General features: G+C 65.9%; 16 protein-coding genes. 12 read left to right on the plus strand and 4 right to left on the minus strand.

The features are described 5' to 3' along the window. Positions 1 to 29 precede the first annotated feature (29 nt). The 7 genes from C8K18_RS21675 to C8K18_RS21705 all read left to right on the plus strand — a co-directional run bounded on the left by C8K18_RS21675 (position 30) and on the right by C8K18_RS21705 (position 7,489). Positions 30 to 863, plus strand: coding sequence for a branched-chain amino acid ABC transporter permease (locus tag C8K18_RS21675; protein ID WP_006047146.1), 834 nt, complete (start codon positions 30 to 32; stop codon positions 861 to 863). Then, positions 856 to 2,715 (plus strand): ATP-binding cassette domain-containing protein, encoded by a 1,860-nt coding sequence (locus tag C8K18_RS21680; RefSeq protein WP_006047145.1) that lies wholly within the window; start codon positions 856 to 858, stop codon positions 2,713 to 2,715. The genes C8K18_RS21675 and C8K18_RS21680 overlap by 8 nt, the downstream gene beginning before the upstream one ends. Continuing rightward, complete coding sequence (locus tag C8K18_RS21685; protein ID WP_053860668.1) at positions 2,712 to 3,419, plus strand: ABC transporter ATP-binding protein; 708 nt, start codon at positions 2,712 to 2,714, stop codon at positions 3,417 to 3,419. The genes C8K18_RS21680 and C8K18_RS21685 overlap by 4 nt, the downstream gene beginning before the upstream one ends. A 20-nt stretch (positions 3,420 to 3,439) precedes the next feature. Beyond that, a complete protein-coding gene (locus tag C8K18_RS21690; RefSeq protein ID WP_107709736.1) occupies positions 3,440 to 4,756 on the plus strand; it encodes an amidase in 1,317 nt (438 codons plus the stop codon). 46 nt (positions 4,757 to 4,802) lie between these two features. Next, positions 4,803 to 5,978 carry a transporter substrate-binding domain-containing protein gene (locus tag C8K18_RS21695; protein ID WP_107709902.1) on the plus strand — a complete coding sequence of 392 codons (1,176 nt, stop codon included), beginning with the start codon at positions 4,803 to 4,805 and terminating at the stop codon, positions 5,976 to 5,978. Further along, entirely contained in the window at positions 5,975 to 6,595 is a 621-nt protein-coding gene (locus tag C8K18_RS21700) for an ANTAR domain-containing response regulator (RefSeq protein WP_006047141.1), read from the plus strand. Before C8K18_RS21695 ends, C8K18_RS21700 begins: the two co-directional genes overlap by 4 nt. Before the next feature lie 159 nt (positions 6,596 to 6,754). Next, on the plus strand, positions 6,755 to 7,489 hold the full coding sequence (locus C8K18_RS21705; protein ID WP_107709738.1) for a phage tail tip lysozyme: 735 nt from the start codon (positions 6,755 to 6,757) through the stop codon (positions 7,487 to 7,489). Between the two features lie 90 nt (positions 7,490 to 7,579). Here the strand turns inward: C8K18_RS21705 and C8K18_RS21710 are convergent, their stop codons facing one another. Together C8K18_RS21710 and C8K18_RS21715 are read right to left on the minus strand one after the other, a co-directional pair. Beyond that, a complete protein-coding gene (locus C8K18_RS21710; RefSeq protein ID WP_006047139.1) occupies positions 7,580 to 9,061 on the minus strand; it encodes a helix-turn-helix transcriptional regulator in 1,482 nt (493 codons plus the stop codon). A gap of 4 nt (positions 9,062 to 9,065) precedes the next feature. After that, complete coding sequence (locus tag C8K18_RS21715) at positions 9,066 to 9,392, minus strand: hypothetical protein (RefSeq protein ID WP_044020119.1); 327 nt, start codon at positions 9,390 to 9,392, stop codon at positions 9,066 to 9,068. A gap of 76 nt (positions 9,393 to 9,468) precedes the next feature. Between C8K18_RS21715 and C8K18_RS21720 the strand changes: the two genes are divergently transcribed. Then, entirely contained in the window at positions 9,469 to 11,715 is a 2,247-nt protein-coding gene (locus C8K18_RS21720; protein ID WP_107709740.1) for a winged helix-turn-helix domain-containing protein, read from the plus strand. A gap of 68 nt (positions 11,716 to 11,783) precedes the next feature. Here the strand turns inward: C8K18_RS21720 and C8K18_RS21725 are convergent, their stop codons facing one another. Further along, a complete protein-coding gene (locus tag C8K18_RS21725; protein ID WP_006047137.1) occupies positions 11,784 to 12,206 on the minus strand; it encodes an HrpB1 family type III secretion system apparatus protein in 423 nt (140 codons plus the stop codon). Positions 12,207 to 12,472: 266 nt separating this feature from the next. Here C8K18_RS21725 and C8K18_RS21730 point away from each other — a divergent pair, with 266 nt between their 5' ends. Together C8K18_RS21730 and C8K18_RS21735 are read left to right on the plus strand one after the other, a co-directional pair. Further along, positions 12,473 to 13,084: a hypothetical protein gene (locus tag C8K18_RS21730; RefSeq protein ID WP_006047136.1), complete on the plus strand. Its 612-nt coding sequence runs from the start codon at positions 12,473 to 12,475 to the stop codon at positions 13,082 to 13,084. A gap of 59 nt (positions 13,085 to 13,143) precedes the next feature. Further along, positions 13,144 to 14,343: a cytochrome P450 gene (locus C8K18_RS21735; protein WP_107709904.1), complete on the plus strand. Its 1,200-nt coding sequence runs from the start codon at positions 13,144 to 13,146 to the stop codon at positions 14,341 to 14,343. A gap of 62 nt (positions 14,344 to 14,405) precedes the next feature. Here the strand turns inward: C8K18_RS21735 and C8K18_RS21740 are convergent, their stop codons facing one another. After that, the gene (locus tag C8K18_RS21740) at positions 14,406 to 15,212 is read right to left on the minus strand and encodes a hypothetical protein (RefSeq protein ID WP_107709744.1); all 807 of its coding nucleotides are present in this window, start codon (positions 15,210 to 15,212) and stop codon (positions 14,406 to 14,408) included. 527 nt (positions 15,213 to 15,739) lie between these two features. Here C8K18_RS21740 and C8K18_RS21750 point away from each other — a divergent pair. Both C8K18_RS21750 and C8K18_RS21755 read left to right on the plus strand, forming a co-directional pair. Beyond that, positions 15,740 to 16,429 (plus strand): DUF3455 domain-containing protein, encoded by a 690-nt coding sequence (locus C8K18_RS21750; protein ID WP_006047133.1) that lies wholly within the window; start codon positions 15,740 to 15,742, stop codon positions 16,427 to 16,429. A 163-nt stretch (positions 16,430 to 16,592) separates the two neighbouring features. Beyond that, positions 16,593 to 20,153, plus strand: coding sequence for a hypothetical protein (locus C8K18_RS21755; protein WP_258196175.1), 3,561 nt, complete (start codon positions 16,593 to 16,595; stop codon positions 20,151 to 20,153). The last annotated feature ends 24 nt before the right edge of the window (positions 20,154 to 20,177 follow it).

The following is a 20,177-nucleotide window of genomic DNA, read 5'->3' on the forward strand; positions in this document are numbered from 1 at the left end:
TCGCCGTGCGGATGCGACTGGAGACAACCATGGTTCTCGCATTAGACATTCTCACCACCACAGCCGTGCTGTTCATCGTGACGGCCGGCCTGATGGTGATCTTCGGCGTGATGAAGATCGTCAATTTCGCGCACGGCGCATTGCTGACGATGGGCGCTTACGCGAGCTTCGTCGTCACGCAATTGAAGCTCAACCCGTGGCTCGGCGTGCCGCTTGCGATCGTCGTCGGCATCGTGGTCGGCATGCTGGTCGAGCTGATCATCGTGCGGCCCTTGTATAAGCGTCCGCTCGATGCGATTCTCGCGACGTGGGGCCTCGGCATCGTGATCGGACAGATCATCGTGATGGTGTTCGGCCGCGAAGTGCAGTTCGTCGAAACGCCGCTCAAGGGCGTGGTGTCGATTGCGGGCACCGACTATTCCGCCTACCGCCTCGTGCTGATTCCGGTTGCGCTCGGCATCTGCGCGATCATGACCGCGCTGCTGACCGGCACGCGCTTCGGCGTGAAGACACGCGCGGTCATCATGAACGAAGACCTCGCGCGCGGACTCGGCATTCACTCGGGACGTATCCGCTTTATCACCTTCAGCCTCGGCGCGGCCTTCGGTTCGCTCGCCGGCGTGCTCATCACGCCGTTATCGAGCGTCGATCCCGACATGGGTCTACCGTGGCTCGTCAGTGCCTTCATGCTCGTGATGGTGTCGGGCCATTCGATGCTGAGCCTGCTCGTCACCTGCTTCGTATTCGGCGCCTGCCAGGTGCTCGTCAGCACCTTCGTGAGCCCGGTGCTCGGCGGGCTGACCATCGCCGTGCTGGCCGCGCTCACGCTGCGCATCCGTCCGCGGGGGTTCTCTCATGGCTAAAGTCAACGCGTCGCTGGATCATGCCGGGCGCGACTCGTCGCCGGGCAGCAAGCGCTTAGGTACGCAGCAAAAATCGTTGCGCGGTCTTGCGATGATCGGCGTGCTCGGCATTCTGTTGATCGCAGCGGGACCGTTCCTGTTCGGCTCGTATCTGCTGAACGTGCTGATTCAGGCGTTCTTCTTCTCGATCGTCGCGGTGACGGTCGATATTTTGTGGGGCTACACCGGCTATCTGACGTTCGGCCAGTCGGCCTTCTTCGGACTCGGCGCGTATGCGGCCGGCCTGGTGTTCACGCATGGCGGCTTTTCGACGGCATACGTGCTGCTCGCGCTCGCGGCCACGCTTGCCGTGACGGCCGGCGTCGCCGCCCTGCTCGGCTGGCTGTCGTTCTATCGCGGCGCTTCGCCGTTCTTCGCAACGGTCATGTCGCTCGTGCTGCCCATCGTGCTGAGTCAGTTGCTGCTCTCCGGCGGCGAGTGGACCGGATCGAGCTCGGGGCTGACCGGCTATCAGACCTTCGATCTCTCGCTCGAAGCGTGGTACTGGATCGCAGGCGCGGCGCTCGCGGTCGTCGTGGGACTCGCGTGGGTCTTCGTGCGCAGCGACGGCGGGCGCGTGCTCGCGGCGATTCGCGACAACGAATCGCGCTGCCTGTATCTCGGCATCAACACGTCGCTCGTGAAGATCGGGCTGCTCGTCGCCACTGCTGCGGTCGCGGGACTCGCCGGTTTCGGCTATGGCTCGTTCAGCGGCGTGGTCGCGCCCGAACTGACCGGCTTTGTGCTCGGCACGCAACTGATCATCTGGGTCGCGCTCGGCGGACGAGGCACGTTATGGGGCCCGGTGATCGGCGCGCTGCTGATCAACGTGGGCACGTCGTATCTGAGCGGCATCATGCCGTTCGCGTGGCAACTGATCTTGGGCGCCGCGTTCGTCGCGGTGATCGTGTTGTTGCCGCAAGGTCTCGTGCCGCTGCTCGTCAAGCCGCTGCGCCATCTCGCGGGCGAGACGCGCGAACCGGAGCTGATCGAGCGGCCGGTACGCGACGGCGACGCGCTTCATGCCGCCGCGCCCGCGCTGCGCATGAGCGGCGTCGCGCGTCATTTCGGCAGTCTGAAGGTGCTGCAAGGCATCGACCTCGACGCGCAGGCGGGCGAACTCGTCGGGCTCATCGGTCCGAACGGCGCGGGCAAGACGACGCTGATGCGCTGCATGAGCGACGGCGCGGAACGCTCGGCCGGCACGGTCATGTTGTGCGGCAACGATATCCGGCAATTGCCGCCCGACCGTTGCGTGCGCTTTGGCCTCGGGCGCAAGTTCCAGAACGCCAACATCTTCGAAACGCTGACCGTCGCGCAATGTCTGCGCATTGCGGGCACGCTGATCGAGCGGCCGTCGCTCGTTCGGCGCTCGGCCACGCTCGCATTGCCGCCGTATGCGCTTGAAGTGATTCGCGCGACGAACCTCGAGCGCAAGCTCGGCGCCGTCGCGAAAGATCTCTCGCACGGCGAACAGCAGGCGCTCGAACTCGCGATGGTGCTCGCGCTCGAACCGCGCATCGTGCTGCTGGACGAGCCGACCGCGGGCCTCACGAAAACCGAGCGCACGCAGATCGGCAACGTGCTTGCGACGCTCGCTCACCGGTACAAGCTGTGTTGCCTGCTGGTCGAGCACGACCTGGATTTCGTCGCGGGCATCGCCACGCGTATCGTGGTGCTGCATCAGGGGCGCATCGTGATGCAAGGCAATTTCGACGAAGTGGTCAACTCGGAACTCGTCAGAACCATTTATGCCGGCACCGCGCAAGGCGATGCAGCCGCCGGCGCGGCGACACAACGGGAGGCGTCGTGAGCCAGATCGCGTTGAATCTGAAGGATGTGACAAGCGGATACAAGGCGTCGGTCGTGCTGCGCAAGCTGTCGTTCAGCGTCGCGAATGGCGAAGCCGTCGCGCTGCTCGGCAAGAACGGCATGGGCAAGACCACGCTGCTCAAAACGATCATGGGTTATCTGCCGAAGCAAAGCGGCGCGGTGCATGTGCATGGACAGGACATCACGCGGCTGCCGCCGCATCGCATCGCGCGGGCCGGCATTGCCTACGCGCCGCAGGAACATGCGCTGTTTCAGGATCTCAGCATCCGCGACAACCTGCGGCTCGGGCTCGTGAACGTCTCCGTGTTCGACGAGCGCTTCGCCGAAATCGAGCCGATTTTTCCGGTGTTCGGCAGCCGCTTGCGCCAGTACGCGGGCACGCTGTCGGGCGGCGAGCAGAAGATGCTGCTGGTGGCGCGCGCGCTGATGATGCGCCCGTCGATCATCCTGCTCGATGAAATCACCGAGGGTCTGCAACCTTCGGTGATCGACCGGCTGGCCGATGCGCTGTTATGGGAGCGCAGCCGTCATGGCACGACGCTTTTGCTGATCGAACAGAACGTGCCGTTCGCGCTCAAGGTTGCCGACCGCTACGCGGTGCTCAAGCAAGGCGAGATCGTCGACGAAGGCAACGCGAAGGACGATGCGGCAGCCGAATCGATCTACGAACATTTGCGCGTTTGACTCTCCTCTGCACTCACGCCATGACTCTTGCCCAATCGTTTTATCGACCGCAATCCGCTTATGCGCTGCTTGAGCGCGGCGCGCAGAATCCGCATGAACGCAGCAGCCGTGCCGTGCTCGAATCGCTCGCGCGCATCGAGCAAGTCGACGCCGAAGTTCGCGCGATGACCGCGGTTGCCACGCACGAAACTGCGCGCGCGAACGCGTCCGCCGCGCAAGGGCCGCTTGCCGGGCTGCCCGTCGTGGTCAAGGACATCTTCGACACGCACGACTTCGTGACTTCGTACGGTTCGCCGATCTACGCGGATCATCGGCCGAAGTCGGACGCGGCTATCGTCACCTTGTTAAAGCGCAACGGCGCGGTGCTCGTCGGCAAAACCGTGACGAGCGAATTTGCTTACATGGCGCCGACCGTCACGCGCAATCCGTGCGACCCTGGCCGCACGGCGGGCGGTTCGTCGTCCGGTTCGGCCGCAGCCGTTGCCGCCGGCATCGCGCCGTTCGCGATCGGCTCGCAGACGGGCGGCTCGACGATGCGGCCCGCTTCGTTTTGCGGCGTCGCCGGTTTCAAGCCGACGCTCGGCATGCTGCCGACGGCCGGCATGAAATGCTTTTCGTGGTCGTTCGATACGGTCGGCCTCTTTGCCGCGGGCGTGCGCGACGTGGCCTATCTCGCGCAGGTTTTAAGCGGACGTCCGCTCGCGCTCGAACGAAACGCGGAGCCGCCCGTGTTCGGTGTGCCCGAGACTTATCCGTGGACCGAACCTTCGGCGAATGCGAGCCACGTGCTCGACACAGCGATACGTGCGATCGAGCGCGCGGGCGGCCGCGTTCGGCCGCTGCGCTTCGATTCATGGATGGCCGAACTGATCGCCGCGCACGACACGATTCAAAGCTATGAGGCGTGGCAAACGCTCGGCTTCGAGTACGATTGTCATCGCGCGCAACTGTCGCCTGTGCTGTTTGCGTTTCTCGCGCGCGCATCGAATGTCGATGCCGCGGCGTATGCGAACGCGTGTGCGTCGATGGCTCGCGCGAAAGCCAGGCTCGCCGAACTGTTCGACGGCGTCACGGCGCTGCTCACACCGAGCGCGCCCGACGAAGCGCCCGACGGACTTGCGTCGACCGGCGACCCGGCGTTCAATCGCAACTGGACGCTGCTCGGTTGTCCGTGCGTGAATGTGCCGGGCCTCAGCGGCGCGCGCGGCGCGCCCATCGGCGTGCAGGTGATCGGCCGGCCGTTAGACGATGCACGCTGCCTCGCCGCCGCAGGGTTCGTCGAGCAGGCAATCATCGCAAGTGCGGGAATAACAGTTAGCCAACGCGCCGCGGTCTAACCGAACGCAAAGCGCAGCGCAGCGAGGAGAACACTGAATGGAGACGATGGAGACGAACCGGCAACAGCCCGCGAAACCGCTGTCCGCCGAATCGGGCTGGCGCGTCGGCGTGCTGTTCTCGCGCACGGGCGTGACGGCGGCCACGGAGTCGGAGCATTTCTTCGGCACCGTCCTTGCAATTGAGGAAGTCAACGCGGCAGGCGGCGTGGACGGTCGTCTGCTCGACCCCGTCGTGTACGATGCGAAAAGCGATCCCGACGAATATCGCCGGCTCGCGTCGCGCATGTTGCAGGAGGACGAGGTCACGGTCATTTTCGGCTGTTCGACTTCGTCGAGCCGCAAGGCGGTGTTGCCGGTCATCGAACGCTATAACGCGCTGCTCTGGTATTGCTCGATCTACGAAGGATTCGAATACTCGCCGAACGTGATCTATACCGGCGCGGTGCCGAACCAGAACAGCATGCAACTGGCGGCCTACCTGTTGCGCAATCATGGCCGGCGTTTTTTTCTGGTTGGCGCCGACTACATTTATCCACGAGAATCGAACCGCATCATGCGCGACATGGTCGAGCAGCATGGCGGCGAGATTGTCGAAGAAGTCTATCTGCCGAGCGACGCGGAGCCTGCGGCGCTGCAGGACGTCATCGAGCAGATCCGGGCAGTCGAGCCCGACGTGGTATTTTCGACGCTGATTGGCCGGGGCGCGCGTGCGTTTTACAAGCTCTATCGCGAGCACGGAATCGATCCTGCACGCATCCCGATTGCAAGCTTGACGATGACCGAGGGCGAAACGCGGATGATCGGTCCTGAACTGTGCGGCAACCACATCATTTCCGCGAGCTACGTGAACACGCTGAAGCTGCCGGGCAACCAGCGCTTTCTCGGATCGTGGCGAGCGCGCTTTGGCGACCAGCCCGCGAGCATGTGGTCGGAGATGGCCTACAACCAGGTGCATCTGTTTGCGCTCGCACTGGCACGCACGCGCAGCCTCGATACGGCGAGGCTGGTCGACGCTGTGTACGAGGTCGAATTCGATTCGCCCGAAGGCTCGCTGCGAATCGACCGCGCGAACAATCACGCGATCCTCACGCCGCGCATTGCGGTGTGCCGGCCTGACGGAGCGTTCGACATCGTCTGGGAAGGCCGTCAACCGGTCAAACCCGATCCTTATCTGACTTCCTACGGATTCGCCGAATTCTGGCTCGACGGAGAGCCGGTATGAACGCAGGCGCGCGCCGCATCTTCGACGATCTGCGCACGCTGCGCGTGGTGGTGATTCATCCGCCCGGCGACGACCGCAGCGTGCTCGAAGAGCAGTTGCGGCGCATCGGCTGCCCGGTTCGCGCGATCTGGCCGCTGCCGGCTCATCTGCCCACGGATGCCGACGTGATCTTTTTTCTGGTGGGCCCCGAAATCAGGAACGCGGGCAACTGGAGCGCCGCCGACACGCAAGCCACGCTGATTGCGCTGTCCGACTACGAGAACCCCACTGCGTTAAAGATGCTGCTCGATACGCAGGCGCACGGCGTCATCACGAAGCCGTATCGCTCGACCGGTGTGCTGAGCACACTCGTGCTGGCGCGCGCGTCGTCGGGTTATCAGCAGCGGCTGCACGCGAAGATCGGCAAGCTCGAGGAGGCGATCAAGGCGCGCCGACATATCGAGCGGGCCATGCGCATTCTGATCGACGCGCATCGGCTGAGCGAGAACGAAGCGTATGAGCACATGCGTTCTCGCGCGACCGAATTGCGCGTGACCGTCGGCGAAATCGCGACGATCGTGATCGACGCTCACGAGGGCATGGAAAAGCTCGGGCTGGGGAAACGGTCGAAGCTTTAGCTTGTAGCTGCCGTGGCTCGCTGCCTGGCGGCCTCGCCGCTTCGCTTTAGCGGCGTCAACTTCCGAACCGCGCATCAAACGAAAATTCGCCGCTGCTACAGTTGGCTCGATCCTGCATGCTCAACCGATCTCGTCCCTTACCTTCCGAGCGAGACCACCATGATCGATGCCGCCGAACTCAAACGTCTAGACCAGCTCATTCATCAGCTCGGGCCCGGCGGTTCCGGCACGGGCAGTGCAAGCGACGAGAACATCGCGCGCGAGATCGAGCAGATTCTCGCCGATCTCTTCAGCGATAGCGGCGCGTCAGGCTCCGGCATGCCCTCGATGCCCTCCATGCCTTCGCGGCCTTCGGCAACTCGCGCCGCGCCCGCCAGCTACAGAAGCACATCGACGACAGGCGGCGTGCCGGCCGGCGACGGCTCGGGCCAATCCAGTTCGGCCAGCACGCCTGAAGCCAAAAAAACCGCGCAGTACTTCATGACCAATCTGCAACGCGACTTCGGCCTGACCCGCAACCAGGCCGCGGGCGTCGTCGCGAATCTGTGGCACGAAAGCGGCGGGATGAACCCAGGCATCAACCAGGGCGGCGCAATCGGCGCGCCGAACTCGAACATGCAATCGGGGTACGGCATCGCGCAATGGACCGGCTCGCGCAAGCAGGACTATCTCGACTATTGCTCCGCGAATCATCTCGATCCGTCGAGCGAGCAGGCCAACTACGGCTTCCTCAAGCACGAATTGCAGACCACGCAAGCGGGCGCCATCGACGCGATAAAAAGCACACAGTCGGCGCAGGACGCCACCGTTGTGTTCTGCAATACGTTCGAGCGTCCAGGCGATCCGCAGATGTCGAGCCGCCTCGCCGACTTGCAGTATGTGTTGACCGCGTGATCGAGCATGTTCGGCGCGCGCGGTTCTCAAGGCCACTTGTGTTGAGAACGGAACGCGCCGGACACGCCGTTTAGAACAGCACGCGCCGCGTCACCGCTCCAGCGTCTCCGAAGGCGCCTCGTGAAACTGCTTGCGATAGCCGCTCACCAGCGTCGAACGATTCTGCACGCCCCACTTGTTGGCCGTGAACAGCACCGTGCGCTCGCCGTTAAACGAATCGTCGAGAAGGTCCGCGCGAATCCGCTCCATCCGCAGACGGCGAATCAGTTCGGTCGGCGAAAGACCTAGCGAATGCTTGAACGCGCTTTGCAACGCGCGCTCGGTCACGCCGACTTCGGCGGCCACTTCGCGCACCGACAGATCGCGTCGATCGAGGTTTTCCTGCAAGTAGCGATAAGCGCGCCGGTAACGCGCGGGCAAACGTGCGGCGACGTCGTCCAGTTGCGGCGCCTGGCGCGCGGCCTTGCCCGCATACGACACGAGCACCTGCGAATCGTCGCGCAGACATTGCGTGGCGATCAGCGCGTACCGGCCGAAAAACAGCATGCCCTCGCGGCTGCGCCCGAGCGCCTGATGCGTCTTCGCGACCGCATACAGATATTCGAGCTGCCGATGCCCCGTCGACGCCGCGTGGTCGATCCGATGCAGCGGCTCGAGCAGCATCTCGGCCAATTGCGGCGCGTCGGACGCGAGCGCGGCGAGCACGACTTCGAGCCGCGTGGTGCGCAGATAATCGCCGAAGCCGCGCTGTTGCGCCCAGTTCAGATGCGCGGTGATGCCGTCGAGCGCCGCGCGTTCGCCACGCGCCAGCGCGCGCAACTGACGCAAATAATCGACGCGTTGGCGCAAGAGCGGCGTGCAGACGTTCAACGCTTCGACTTCGTGAAGATCGGCTTCGTCGCTTGCGGAGGCCATCGAGCGGAATGCGCCGGGTGTGCCTGGTGTGCCCGCGCCGCGCAGCGTCTGGTCGCCGAGGCCCGACTGCCAGTACGCGTGATCGGATAGCAGCGTCGCGCCGCGTAATTCGCGCTGCACTGCGACGTCGAAGCGCAACGTGGCGATCATCTCGCGCCAGTGCCCGAGCGACGGGTCGGTGATCGCGGCCGCGAGTTCGTCGAGCGCGTCGCCCGAATCGCGCGAACGGCCGAGTTCGTGCAACGCACCGACAATGCCGAGCCGCGCTTCGATCTGCTGCGCCGCGTCGACGTCGGGCTCGTCGACGAGCCGTGCGAAGCACGACAGCGCGGTCGCGAGCCGGTGACGAAACAGTGCCTGCCAGCCGGCGTTGCGGCACGACGCCGCGCGGATCGCCTGACGCGGCGAGCGGATCGCCTTCTGCGCGCGGCGATACTGTTCTTCGGCTTCGTCGCAGATGCCGAGCGCCATCTGCATGTCGGCATGCAGGCGCAGCAAGTCGGGCGAGCCCGCAGCGCCGCGCGCGAGGTCCGACCAGCGGCTCGCCTGCGCGCCCGCCGGTTGCAGATCGCCGTCGCGTATCTTGTTGAGAAACCCGTCCGGCAGATCCTGCACGGACAACGACGCCGCCAGGGGAAAGTAAAGCGTCAGGAACATTGCGCTACTCCTCGTTGATGCGCGCGGCTCGATTCACCCGCACGCATGCTGCTGCAAACCGATCGTTGCGAATGCCACCATCGTTCGCATCCCCTAATCTATGCAGATATGCGGCGCACATCTTCAACAAATCTGAGCGTTCGGGCCGATTTGAGAACTGTTGAGATTCGCGATGCTTGCCGAACGTGGGCAGGCCCGCGCGCTGGACCCTATTGCCGAACCATGCAACTCGCAATAAGCTGACGAATCCATTGCCCGGCGAAATTGTCAAAAGGCGTCGACCGCGCGTGCGCCGCGAGAACGCCTCTGCGCACGCGGCCACGATCGACATGACCGGTGAGCATTTGATCCGCCGCACGCGGTGGCGCCCAGCCGACCGGGCTCGCCGAATCCGCTGGAGATCCACGATGCCGTCATTACGACCGAACGAAACGATCCTGGCGTTCAGTCGCTTCACGCTGTCCCAGGAGCCGCCGCGGCTCGTCGCCGATGGTCTCGAGGTCGAGCTCGGCGCGCGGGCGCTCGAACTGCTGATCGCGCTCGTCGAGGCGCGCGGCCGGCCTGTCGCCCAGGCCGAGCTTGGGCGACGCGGCTGGCCTGAACTGAACGTCGACGTCAATACGGTTCAATCGCAGATTTCCGCGTTGAGGCGCGCGCTCGGCGACGATCGCGATTTGATCGTCACCGTGCCGGGCTTCGGCTATCGCTTTGCCGCCGAGGTTCAGACCAACAGCGCTGGGGATTACGTTCCGCCAGCTTCGCCCACTCCGCCCGCTCCACCCGCTCCGAGCTGGCAGTTGCCGAGCGAGCCGCCGATCGTGACCGCGCCTCTCGCGGCGCAGCCCGCGTTTGGCGCAGCGGCGAGCCCCGCCCGCACGCAACAGCAACTCACGCCGTTCATCGGCCGGCATGCCGAGCTTTCGGAAGTGCTCGGCCTCATATCGATCACGCGGCTCATCACGCTCGTCGGCGCAACCGGTGCGGGCAAGGCGCGCCTCGCACACGAAGCGGCGCGCCGCCTCGCCGCGCGCTTTCGCGACGGCGTCGTGCCGGTGGCGCTCTCGGCGCTCACGCCCGACGACGGTTTCGCCGCTGCGTTCGCGCTTGCGTTGCATCTGCCCGCGGGTTCGGGACAGACGCCGCTCGCGCGTTTGCTCGACGGCGTGCGCACGCGCGACGTGCTGCTCGTCGTCGATTGCAATGAGTGCGACGGAGCGCTCGCGGCCCACACGCTCGACGCGTTGCTGGCGGCCGGACCGAACGTGCGTGCGATCGTGACCGCGAGTGCGCCGCTTGGCTTGTGCATCGAGGAAGTCGTCACGCTCGGCCCATTGCGCACGCCCGAACAGCCTCGCGTGAACGCGACGCTCGCGCCGGAATACGACGCGCTGCGTCTGCTGTTCGCGCGGCTCGCGACGCTGTCCGCGCGGCGGGAGCGGCAACGGGTTTCGCCGCAAACGTCGCAGCAAACGTCCCAGCAAACGTCGCCGCGTCCGCTGAGCGGCAACGCGCTGCTGACCGCGCTCGACGGCGGGGCGATGTCGCAAGCCGCCATCGACGCCGCCGTGCTCATCACGCAACTGCTCGCCGGCGTGCCGCTCGCGCTCGAACTCGCCGCGGCGACCATCGACCAGAACATGCGCGCCGGCGAGCCGCTCGAAAGCGCACTGGCCCGCTACGCGCAATGTCTGGATGCGCTCATCGGACCACGCATCGAAACGCCCGGCGTTCCGCATTCGCGCTCGGCGCCGATCACGCTCGCGTTCGACTTGCATTTCGCGCGGCTCGACCGACGCGCGCGTCTGCACTTGCTGCGCCTCTCGATGTTCGCCGGCGAATTCCCGCGCTGCGCGGCCATCGGGCTGCTTGGCGCCTGCGAGCCGCCGATGGCCGCAAGCACAGGCGTCGGAACGCCGGAGCAAACGCACGAACGCACGCCCGCCACCCTGCACGACGCAATCCGCAGCGACGCGCTCGCCGACGCCGCGCTCGACGCGTTGACCGAAGCGGGCCTCGTCGAGGAAATCGACAGCAGCGGACAGTGGATGCTGCATATCCGGCGACCCGTCCGCCATCTCGCGCGCGACATGCTGCGCGACGCCGGCGAATACGACCGCACCGCGCTCGCGCTCGCAACCGGCCTGCCCGTGCGGCTGAACGCGCATCGCAAGCGCGGCGAGCGCGCGCATATCGACGCGCTCGACATCAGCGATCTCGAAGACCTGCGCGCGTCGCTCGAATGGAGCACGCAATGCGAACGCTTCGAGACGGCGATCTCGCTGCTCGAAGGGTCGGCCTGGCTGTGGACGCGGCTTTCGCTCGAACCCGAATATCTGCAGCGCAGCCGTGCGGTGCTCGCCGGCGTGCAGGCCGGCGCCACGCCGCGTCGACGGGACGAGATGCGCGTTCATGCGGTTCTCGCGAGCACGCTGCCACTCGCGCATGCGCCGGTCGCGCAGGCCATCGCCGCATGGGAAACCGTCTACGAACTGGCCAACGCGTGTGCGGACAGCGCGTTCCGCGAGCGCGCGCTGACCGGTCTCATCGTGTGCTGTAGCGAAGCCGGCGATACACGTCGTGCGGCGGAATTGCAGGCGCGTTACGACCGCATCGTGAAAGCGGGCAATGCGCGCAGCGGGGCCGCGTCGCGATGACGGCGCTGACTTGGCCGACATCGCTTGCGCATTGCGGCGACTTGGCGTGGAATTCATCGCGGGCATCGTCACGTGTATTCATTGCCTAACGCTTCGGCAATGCGCGCGGCAATCGAGTCCCCGCCGATGCTCAAAAACTTCGCGACGATCGCGAGCGCCGTGGGATCGCCGCTGCGCAATACCGCAGCCGCGCAACGCCGCCAGTCGCGATCGGCGAGCATGTACAGACACCAGGCCTGCAATGCGGTGACGACGGGCGAACCGTAGCCCTGCTCGTCGATCTGCCGCAACAGACGCAACGCATCGATCCAGCGCCGCGAATTGACGAGCAGCCTCACCTCGCAGATGTCGACGACCGCCGGGTTCGGATGAAGCTGGCGCAACACGAGCAGCAGTTCCTCGAGGTCTGCGTGCGCGCCGAGCCGCAGTCCCACGGAGAAGATCGTCAGCAGCACACCCAGCACCGCGACACTGCATGGATCGTTTTTCATTGCACGTACCTGGGCGAACGAATGGCATAAAGCGACACTCTGCATTCTCGGACGCGCGGCGCGTGGCTATCGCGCGCATACGAAGCGCGGAGCGTGATCGCGAAGCATGCGGTTGTGGCGCGCGGATTTCGCGTGCTCACACCCCGCTTCGCATCCGTCCGCGCACGCCGATGCCCTTCCCATAGTCTGTCTGTGTTGAAGTCGGCGCGATCTGGCGACCTCATCAGTCTTCGTTATCCGCATGAATCAACCTTGTGAGAGGAACCATGACCACCAATAACGTGAACTCCGCGTACTACCAGAGCCCGACGTTCCAGTACCCAGGCGGGCAGCAGAACGGCGGCGCGAACCAGGCGCAGATCGACGCCGACATCCAGCAGTTGCTCAACGACCTCGGCATCACGGGCGGCCAGTATCCGGGCGGCAGTCAGTATCCCGGCGGCGGCCAGTTCCCCGGCTCGACCGGTCAGTATCCCGGCGCGCCGTCGAACGGCAATCCGCCGCTGCGCTCCATCAAACTCTCGACGCGCTCCGGCGGCGAAGTGAGCCTGCTCGAAGATCCGTCCGGCAATCTCTACGACAAGAACGGCAAATCGGTCGGCACGGTGGGCGCGGACGGCAGCGTGAGCTTCACGGCCGACGGCAAGAAGGAAGTCAACGAACTGATGACGAACGGCCGCTCGCCTTTCGACCTCATCATGAGCGGCGGCCTCGTCGAAGGCGAGAAACAGAGCGACGGCACGTACAAGTTCGCAGCGGATCAGGTGAACATCGGCGCGGGCGATCTGAATCTGAACAGCGCGCCGAACAATCGGGTTCAGCCGCTGACGGTTGAGCAGCCCGCGCAGTTGCCGGGTAATTACACTCTTAACGTGTGACTTTTACGTTCGACGTGCCGTTCACCGATACACGCACGCATGCTGATGGCGAACCGCCGATGACCTGCGAGATCCCGGACCCAGGCTCGTACAGCGTGCTGCCGTCGATCATCGGCACGGGTTCGGGCGATCCGTATCCGCTCTATGGATGGTTGCGCGCGCATCGGCCGCTGTGCCGCGACGCGAGCGGCGTATGGCTCGCGTCGTCGCATGCGCTCGTCACCCGCATACTCGACGACGCGCGTTTTTCGGCGCGGCCGCCGCCTGGCACCGAGCCGCTCGACGATCCGCTCGGCTATGCCAGCATGGTCGTGTTTCAAACGGGCGAAGCGCACGAACGGCTGCGGCGCTTTCTCGGGCCGCTGTTTTCACGCAAGGCGCTGCTGTCGCTGCAAGCGTTTATCGACGATGAAGTCGCGCGCCTCGTCGATCAATGCGAGCACTTGCCGCGTTTCGATCTGGTCGCGAATATCGCAAGCGTGTTGCCGGTGCGCACGATCTGCCGTCTGCTCGGGTTTCCCGATGCGCATGGCGCGAGTTATCTGGAGGCGTCGGCGGGCGCGTGGCAACTGATCAGCGGCGCGCCGATGTCCGCCGCGGAACACGCGCTCGCGGCCATGCACACCGAAGCCTTCCTCGCGCAAGTCGAATCGTTCATGCGCGCGATCGACCCTCACGCCGCGTCCGATCATGCGGCCTCGCGCTTCCTGCGGCTCGAACAGGAAGGCGGCATCGGCCGGCGCGAAATGCTTGTCAATATCCTGTTTCTGTTTATCGCGGGATACGGCACGACGCTGCTGTCCATCGGCAATAGCGTCGCCGCGCTGCTGCGCGAGCCGCGCGCGTGGCAGGCGCTGAAGGACGACGTTTCGCTGGTGCCGCAAGCCGTGCGCGAACTGTATCGCTACGATCCCGCGGTGCAGTCCGTGTTTCGCTATGCATGGGACGATGTGGAGATCGACGGCTGCCGGATTCGTCGCGGCGAACGCGTGATGCCGCTCATCGGCAGCGCGAACCGCGACCCGGCGGTGTTCGCCGCGCCCGATGAGATTCGCTTCGAACGCGAGGCCGGACGTTCGCTGACGTTCGGCGCGGGCCCGCATAGCTGCATGGGACTGGCGCTCGCGCGGATGCAACTGGAGTCGCTATTGCGCGCGTTGACTCGGCGCATGCCGGACTTGCGGCTCTCGCCTGGTCAGCAGGCGCGGCAGCAGCACGGTTCGTTTCATGGTTATGACCGGTTGATGGTCGAGCGTTAGGCTGGTCGCGATTGAACGCGGTACGCGTGAGGCTCGCGCATCTTGCATCGCATATCGGGTTGTCACTCGGACAGGAACTTCACGTCGCCCCGGTTGCCCGTATAGGTGTCGTACGACACCACCTGCGGGCCGCTGCCGCCTTGCGTATTATTCGAACCGATCAACGTGATGCGGCCGTTGTCGTTGCTCGCGACGATCTCGACGTGCTCATCGTCGCCGACGATGCAGATATCGCCCGGCTTCGCCTCGTTGCGGCTCACCGTGCGCCAGCCATCGCCCTTCAATTCGTTGTGAAGCGTCGACACGAGATTCGTGTGCTGCGACTCGGAAATCTTCCCCGACTTCACGAGACAGGCCGACGCGAAGTTCGCGCAGCACACGGTCGTGTCGACGCCCTTGTCCATCGGTACGCCCTGGTCCGCCATGATGCTGGCCGCCGACTTGTGCAACTGCGTCTGGGCGACGCCCGCCGCATTGCCCGAGCCGGCCGGCCGCACGTTGGCGTCGCCTCGCTCGACGGCGCCGTTCGCGTTGACCGCGCCCGTGCCGGATGAACTGCGATAGCTGGCTTGGGTGACGCCGCCGCTGCTCGTCGGGAGCGAAGGCATCGAGGGCATGGAAGGCATCGGCATGCCCGACGATTCCTGCGATGGACTCGTGATGCTCAACAGGAACTGCAGGAAGAGTTGTTCGAGCGCGTTGTCACCCATGCCGCCTGGCGAATTCCAGTTCGCGCCGGCGTTGCTGCCGACGTTTCCCCACGCGTTCGGTTGCGTCGTGATGGATCGCGTGAACAGCGACGAAGGATCGGCCGCGCCCGTATATCCGCCTGCCGGATAGGACAGCGTGGAAAATGCGCTATACGTCATGACGACTCCTTGTTAGCGAAGCGACGCGGTGGCCTGGCGCGCGTTGTTGCCGGGCACGCTTGAATGTAAACGCGGCGCGATGCAGTTGCCGCGTGCGGCGCGCAACGATGCGCAATAAAGCGAAGCGGACGATGAGGGGTTGCGGCGGGATGTGGGGTGGACGTTAGCGGTTGTCGCGGGTACTTGCACGGCGTTGCGGCATTCTCGCGGGAGCCGACATAGAAAGCGATTCTGCGCAAGTTCGTCGGCGGGTTGCGACGTGCAGCGGCGCGCACGCTTCGTCGTTGCGCGGCATCGCGGCGATCTCGCGCAGGTCGCCGCAAGAAGTCGATTCTGCGTAGATCGGTCCGGCGGTTTTGAGCGCGCAGCGGCGCACAAGCGCCGTCATTGCGCGGCACTCGCGGCGATCTCGCGCAAGTCGACACAAGAAGCCGCTTCTGCGCAAATCCGTCCGGCGCTTCGCAGCGTGCCGGCGCATCCGTCGCGCTTCATGTCTACTACCGCCATTGCGTTGCGTCGAGATCGCCGTGCCGAAACATTCTCTTTCCGCGCTCTGTCCCGTGGCCGCGTTGCATGCGCCTGCTGTCGCCGTCCGCGCGCTCGTCGCACTTGCGCTCGCGAGTCTACTCACCGCGTGTGCCGACCCGACGCCCGGTTCCATGCAACTGAAGATCGCCCAGCAGCAGAAGCTCGTCCCGCCTGCCAACGAAACCTTGCCGCTGTCGCTGCGAGCCGGATCGCAGGAGGTCCTTCAAGACGTGTTGAGCGCGGTCGGCGATGAAGTGTGGAGCTGCCGGCGAAGCGGCGGCGCGCTTCAGTGGACGTCGACAGGCACGGAAGCCACGCTCGTCGACCAGGCGCGCAAGAGCGTCGGCACGGTGATGCCCAACCGCATGTTCAGTGCGTACGACGGCAGCTACATGATCGGACGCCTCGCCGCCGACCAGACCGTCACGCCCGACGCGCTGCCGTGGCAACGCATGGACGCGCGCTTCAATGCCGGCGAGCGCACAGGCGAAGGCCGCTTTGCGAGGACGACGTCGGTGCAGCGCGTGCTGACCTCTGGCGGGCTTCCGCCGAATCCGGCTTGCGACCAGGAAGGCGTGTCGCTGTTCGTGCCGTATTCGGCGACGTATTTGTTCTATCGCGCGAGCGACCCCGCCGCAGTGGTGCCCGCGCCGGAGCCGCCGTTGAACGCGGCATCGGCTGCGCAGTAGCGTGGTCGGGTCTTGCGTCACGCACGAGGCGAAACACGACACATCAAATTCGCACGAAACGCGTGACGTATAGCGCCTAACGCGGAGCCCGCCTCACACGCGACGCCCGACGCCACACTCCCGCTTCTCGCGCGCCGCGCCGCTGCATGCTTCGGAGGACTCGATGAACTTCCGCTTTCCGCCACTGACCTCTCTTCTACCCAGCCGCGATAACGCCGCGACTTCATCACAGCAGCAACCGCAGCCACAAACACAACACCCCACCCCTGACACCCAAACCCCGCTCAGCGGCCTCGCCCGTCTGTCCGACCGCGTGCGCCACAACCCGGTCACGCGGATTTTCCGCGCGTCGAACACCACGGTCACCGTGCTCGAATCGACGCTGACCGCAGCCGGCAGCGTCGCCAACCCAGCCGCCGATACGCGCTTTCCCCGTCCGCCGCAACGCGCGCCGGCGCATGAACCGGCATCGCTCGACAGCGCCGCGATCGCGATCGGCGCACAGGGCGCGCAACTCGCGAACGCGTCGATCGGACGCACGGCCGCCTTCCTGGCCGACGACGCCACGCGCGGCGCGCTGCCCGTGCCGAAGTTCATGAGTCCGCGCGCGATCGGCCAGACGCTGCGCCGTCTGCGTAACCGCGAAGCCAACGCGGCCGCCCGCGAATGGGCGCAAACGCTCGACGATCACTTCATGCAGCCCGTGATCGCCGTGAACCGGCTCTTCCCGATTCCAGCCGATGCCACGCCGGAGGCGGCGGACGCGCGGCAGACCGCCATCAATAGCCTGCTCGACGGACTCACGCTGCGCAGGCCCCGGCCGGCGCGTGGCGATGCGTCGTTGCCGCCGGCCGTCGAACGCCTGCCGCAGGAGTGCGTGGTGCCGGTCGCGGAGGCGCTCGCCGAGGCGAGCGGCGGCGATCCCGCGCTGGCCGCGCGAATTCTCGAACGCTTGCAGCAGCCGCTAGACATCGCCAGTAATGCACCACCCGACGCACCCGACGATCTGGAACCCCGCACCTGGGGCTGCGCGCAAAACCTCGCGCAGGCGCGTTGCGCCGCACTCGAAGGTCTGCTGCGTTTGCAGTTCGGCGACAGCGCCCCGCATGCGGAGCGCGGCAACAGCGCGGCCGCGCGGCTCGTCGTCTATCTGCAGGCCGGTCACAAGCTGCGTTCGATGGATGCCGACCTCGGCGCGACGCCCACCGATCTCAACGACGACGCGACGTATCGCATGTTCATCGACGATCCGTATGGGCGGCACGCGATGCTCGCGCTCGATGCGGCGCGGCGTCTGCCGCCGGACGCCGTCGACGCCCACGACATCGGCGCATGCGACATCGAAGCGATCACGGCTTACCGTCTGTGGCAGATGGGCTTCGACGAAAGCGGCCCCGGCTCCGATCTGGAGCGCGCGTCACAGTTGCTGTTCGACGGCGGCACAACGTGGGTTGAGCGCGGCGCAGAGCGGCAGCAGCGCAAGGACGCGGCGCTCGGTTCTATCGACGGCGCACGGCCTGCCCAGCGCTTCGCACATGCGAAGGCGCGCGTGGGGCTTGCCGTGCACGACGTGCCGCGCGTGTTCGGCAGGAACCGCTCGCCGATCAGCGTCTCGAGTCTGCTCGGCGCCGACACGCCGTTCTTCGACACGACGCGCGGACGCTACGACACCGCGCTGATCGCCGCCCGCACCGCGCTGCTCGACTACAGCAACGAGCAGTTGCCACGCGCGGCCACGCCCGGCCGGATGCTCACGCACGCGCTGAACGCGGAGCGCCTGCGGGCATGGACCGATGCGCGCCCCGATGTGCCATCCGACGCGCGGCTTCGCGAGTTGCAAAAGCGCCGGCCCGAATCGTTCGAAATCGGCCGGCGCGACGCGCGGCGGATGTGGGACGCCGCGCGCGCACGCGTCGCCGCAATGCGTGGGCAAGGCGATCCGCGAGCGCAGCGCAGCGTCGAGCGCTGCTTGCGCATGTTCGACGATCGCGAGCGGCGCCGACGCTTCGTCGATGAAATGACGGACGGCGGCTTCACGCTTGCCACGCTCGAACGCTGGTTCAATGCAAGCGCGATGGCCGCCGACGACGCCCCGCTCGCCGGGCCCACGCAGCGCAATCTGCAGGCCGCGCACGATCTGCTGGACAACCCCGGCATTGCGCCGCTCGAACGGATCACGACGCGCAATCTGCGCGAACAGCATCTCGCGCTGATGGCGCAGAACGTGCCGGGCACGGGCTTCACATCGTATGACGGCAATGCACTCGGTCTCGACGCCAACGCGTGGGGCAACCTTCCCGCGAAGCTGCTGGTCTCCGCGGGACCGATTGTGACGGTACTCGGCGGGCGCGATTCGATGTATTCGATCGGCACCGCGTACGAAGGCGGCCAGATGATCTTCGGCAACCGCAGCCGCGTGAACGGCGCGCTGGGCGCGCAAGGTTTCGTCGGCGCGGCGCTCGATGTGGCCGGCGTCGCCGGCATGGCGGGCGGCTGGGCATCGTCGGGCGTGGGCGGCTCGCTTGCGTGGGAGCAGTCGGTCGTGCTGCGCGCGCGGCGGCTCGCGCCCACGCCCGCGACCGCCGCGCACGAGGCCGAGGTCTGGCACAAGGACAGCCGGCAGATGGTCAACGCGTACTGGGACGCAGCCGAACAGGCACAGACACCCGACGAGTTCATGCAGATTCTCGCCGCCGGTATCGCGGACAACGAACGTATTTCGCTGTCGTCGCAAAGCAATAACGCGACGTCGGTCACGGCGACGCCGCTGACCGTCGGCGGCGTCGCGCGTGCGAACGTGCCGGGCGCGAGTTCGCCGGATCGCGTCGGCGTTTATGCGGGCGTGAGCTCGGGCGTGACGCTCTATTCCGCCGCCGATCTGAAGGAGAGCGGCGCGCTTGCCAGCACGATCGGCGCGACGTCCGTGCAGGGCTCGCTGACAGCGAGCGCGGGCGCGCAGTTCGCGCCGCGTGCGATTGGGCTGGGCGACGACGGTTTGAGCACGGGCTTGGACTTAGGCGACGTGGGATCGGTCAGCCCTGCCCCGAAGACGCTGGCCGGCGCGGCCGTCGACGTCACGCCATTTGGGCGCTCGTCGTTCGTCTTCGCGATGCGCGATAACCGCGGCCTCGTCGCCGAATACACGATGCAGGACCGCATGTTCCGCAACGCCGACGACTGGGCCCGCTCGGTGCGCGCGAATCCGGCGTGGGTCCACGGCATCGGCGCGCAACGGCTGCAACAGGTGATCGAGCAGACGCAGTTGGAATCGTCCGGTGAGTTTTCGTTCGGCGAACGCTGGGTCATCAAGGATGAATGCGTACCGCGCCTGAACCAGTATCTGACGTTGTCGAATCAGTTGCGCTCGCGTCTGGAAGATGATGCGTCCACGCAAACGCTGAGCCGCGCGCAGCGTGCGCTGATCGAGGCGAAGCTGCGCACGCTCGAACGGAAAATGCAGAGCGCTTTCGAAGACCCGTCGGCGTGGCGGCCGCTCGGCTTGTTCGGTTTGTGTGAGGTCGCGCGAAGCAGCTCGCAGGGCTGGAAATATGGACTGCGGGCATCGCATGAGCAAAGCCGGATCGGTAAGAGCCTGACGTTCTGGACGCCGGTGTCGGAACCGGAGGGTGAATCGGCTGCGTTGGAAGTTGGTGGCGTGGTGCCGACGCTTGCAAGCACGGGCACAGGCACAGCGGTCGCTGACGCGCCAGGCGGCGCGATGTAACGACGGGCGGAGGCTTTGTCGATG

Origin of the sequence: Paraburkholderia sp. GV068 (assembly GCF_003058125.1) — a bacterium.
Classification (GTDB): Bacteria; Pseudomonadota; Gammaproteobacteria; order Burkholderiales; family Burkholderiaceae; genus Paraburkholderia; species Paraburkholderia graminis.

Coding starts and splice junctions, on each gene's coding strand:
- C8K18_RS21675 (WP_006047146.1), top strand. CDS start 30: ATGGTTCTCGCATTAGACATTCTCACCACCACAGCCGTGCTGTTCATC.
- C8K18_RS21705 (WP_107709738.1), top strand. CDS start 6,755: ATGATCGATGCCGCCGAACTCAAACGTCTAGACCAGCTCATTCATCAG.
- C8K18_RS21680 (WP_006047145.1), top strand. CDS start 856: ATGGCTAAAGTCAACGCGTCGCTGGATCATGCCGGGCGCGACTCGTCG.
- C8K18_RS21720 (WP_107709740.1), top strand. CDS start 9,469: ATGCCGTCATTACGACCGAACGAAACGATCCTGGCGTTCAGTCGCTTC.
- C8K18_RS21710 (WP_006047139.1), bottom strand. CDS start 9,061: ATGTTCCTGACGCTTTACTTTCCCCTGGCGGCGTCGTTGTCCGTGCAG.
- C8K18_RS21715 (WP_044020119.1), bottom strand. CDS start 9,392: ATGTCGATCGTGGCCGCGTGCGCAGAGGCGTTCTCGCGGCGCACGCGC.
- C8K18_RS21730 (WP_006047136.1), top strand. CDS start 12,473: ATGACCACCAATAACGTGAACTCCGCGTACTACCAGAGCCCGACGTTC.
- C8K18_RS21695 (WP_107709902.1), top strand. CDS start 4,803: ATGGAGACGAACCGGCAACAGCCCGCGAAACCGCTGTCCGCCGAATCG.
- C8K18_RS21755 (WP_258196175.1), top strand. CDS start 16,593: ATGAACTTCCGCTTTCCGCCACTGACCTCTCTTCTACCCAGCCGCGAT.
- C8K18_RS21740 (WP_107709744.1), bottom strand. CDS start 15,212: ATGACGTATAGCGCATTTTCCACGCTGTCCTATCCGGCAGGCGGATAT.
- C8K18_RS21725 (WP_006047137.1), bottom strand. CDS start 12,206: ATGAAAAACGATCCATGCAGTGTCGCGGTGCTGGGTGTGCTGCTGACG.
- C8K18_RS21690 (WP_107709736.1), top strand. CDS start 3,440: ATGACTCTTGCCCAATCGTTTTATCGACCGCAATCCGCTTATGCGCTG.
- C8K18_RS21735 (WP_107709904.1), top strand. CDS start 13,144: ATGACCTGCGAGATCCCGGACCCAGGCTCGTACAGCGTGCTGCCGTCG.
- C8K18_RS21700 (WP_006047141.1), top strand. CDS start 5,975: ATGAACGCAGGCGCGCGCCGCATCTTCGACGATCTGCGCACGCTGCGC.